This window comes from Alkalibacterium indicireducens, from assembly GCF_039522005.1.
Classification (GTDB): domain Bacteria; phylum Bacillota; class Bacilli; order Lactobacillales; family Carnobacteriaceae_A; genus Alkalibacterium; species Alkalibacterium indicireducens.
This window is the reverse complement of sequence record NZ_BAAADA010000123.1, coordinates 1-2,150: the sequence shown is the minus strand read 5'-3', so window position 1 is coordinate 2,150 and position 2,150 is coordinate 1. Positions and strand designations below refer to the sequence as shown.

2 protein-coding genes are annotated in these 2,150 nt (G+C 42.2%); one reads left to right on the top strand and one right to left on the bottom strand.

Annotated elements, in window-relative coordinates; translation table 11 throughout:
* On the top strand, positions 1 to 318 hold a 318-nt coding region (locus ABFX15_RS07665; RefSeq protein WP_346024875.1), incomplete at its 5' end, for an RNA-guided endonuclease TnpB family protein.
* 773 nt (positions 319 to 1,091) lie between these two features.
* Here ABFX15_RS07665 and ABFX15_RS07660 read toward each other — a convergent pair.
* Entirely contained in the window at positions 1,092 to 2,009 is a 918-nt protein-coding gene (locus tag ABFX15_RS07660; RefSeq protein ID WP_091265081.1) for an AEC family transporter, read from the bottom strand.
* Between the last annotated feature and the right edge of the window lie 141 nt (positions 2,010 to 2,150).

The window sequence follows — 2,150 nt, the reverse complement described above, 5'->3', positions numbered from 1 at the left end:
ATTACAGACGAAAACCAAGTCATTGTAATAGAAACTCTGTCCAGTAAGAACCTGATGAAAAATCATAAACTAGCAAAAAGCATTGGTGATGCAGGATGGTATGAATTCGTCCGCCAATTAGAATATAAATCCAAGCAAAAAGGACGGACACTTATCAAAGCAGACAGGTTCTATCCGTCTAGTCAGGTTTGTTCGAGTTGCGGACACCGAGACGGCAAGAAGCCGCTCAATATCCGGGAGTGGGACTGCCCGACATGCGGGGAATACCTTGACAGAGATATCAATGCCAGCAAAAACCTCTTGGCATTGGCCAAGTAAAAGAAAATCAATGAGGCAGGGACTGCCTTTTAAGCCTACCCCTATCCGATTCCTCTGTCTGTATGAAGTCTGTGCAGACAAGAATGGAGTTCGTAGGAAGCCCCCACTTCAAAATCCAAAGGATTTAAGTGGTGGGTAGTTCACTCAACAGAATAAATAATGCGGTTGATTAGACAGGTGGAATGATTAGTGATATTGGTGCGGGTGCAACTATCTAACTTGACAGAGGGATGAATCATATTTTATATGAAGCGACTCATGAAGGATAAAACATCCTTTGTGATCGTTCACTAGCTTTTCACGATTAGAAATGCCGAATCGACCTTCGAGGCCAATGATGGTCGCATTGTGGAACAGGGAAATCATGATGAACTCATGGAAGAAGGCGGCATGTATTCTGAGGTGTATTATTCTCAGTTTGAAAACTATGCCTGATCTTAAGTCAATTACATTAAAAGGAAAGCCATTCTGACTAATGGTGTTCCTTTTTGTTTTATTAAATTTGATCACATCGATGAATAAGCTGATTCTGTTGCTTATCAGAACTTTTAGGATGAGTGACTGTTTCATAAGTACGGAATAGGAGGCATACGCCCTCTTACCAGGACTACAATCACTACGTAAAAAGCACTAGTAGATTCTCACCACATGAAGAGACTCAACGCTAGCCAGGAGACAGAAAAAAAGCCTCAGTCATTTTCCTAAATCCATACACTAGGCACAGAATCGGAAAAGAATGAGGCATCTGTTAGAATAATTGCTATAAAGCATAATCATAAAAGAAGGAGCGTCGACAAGCTGATGACCAGCGGCATGGTCACGATCGAGAAGAAACTGGCCAGAATGATGATGCGTGCACCGTATTCGTAATCCCCGCCGTATAGCTGCGAAAAAAGTGCAGTATTCACGGCAGTCGGTGTACAGTTCGCTATGGCAAGTACCAGCAGGACGGAAGGATCACTAATCGGTAAGAGCCAGATTAACAGAAGAGCAACGGCTGGAGCAATCAGAAGACGGATGAACACGATCCAGTAGTTGGATTTGACAAAGAATATTTCCTTGAACTGACTTCTGGCCAGGTAACCTCCAAGAAGGATCATTCCTAGAGGAGAACTAAGGCCACCAATCGTATCCAGACTGTTATATAAAACGTCAGGCAACGGGATACGGGTGATGTACAGGCCGAAACCAACAAACGCACCGATACTAGCCGGATTCGTAAATATAGATTTTATAGTGATCGGCTGATTACCTTCTGACAGCATCCATATTCCATATGTAAACTGGAAAATTGCTGAAACAACTATATACATGGATAAGTAAAAGATGCCTTCGTATCCAAGTATCGGTAGAATAATGGGAATACCCATAAATGCAGTATTCGAAAACACGATGGCATACCGGTCTATCTTCGACCGGTTTCTCAATACCGTATGGGCTATGAAAATACGTGAGAGTGTAATGGCAAGGGATCCGATTAGGGAAGTGAAGAGGAGTTGCAGCTGACCGCTGTCGTAGTCCTGCTGAAACGAGAGCATCAGAACGATCGGAATGACAAACTTCGTCACGATATTGGCCAACTGCTGACTGCCGTCCATATTGAGAAAATTGATTTTTACAAGGATGAATCCAAACATCATAATGAAAAACATCTGAAGCAGCTGATCGAAAATTACTAATGAAATGTCCATAGGGTTCGCCTTCAATCTATTATGTAGTAAACTATTTAATGAAGATTCTTTATCATACTGCGACAGAAGACACTCGCTTCTATAAGCGGGTGATGAATGGCGCTCGAGCTTGCTCGACAGTATTTTCGAAAAAAGTAAAAA

Bases quoted from the DNA above. Each gene is read 5' to 3' on its own strand.
- ABFX15_RS07660 (WP_091265081.1), bottom strand. From the start codon at position 2,009: ATGGACATTTCATTAGTAATTTTCGATCAGCTGCTTCAGATGTTTTTC.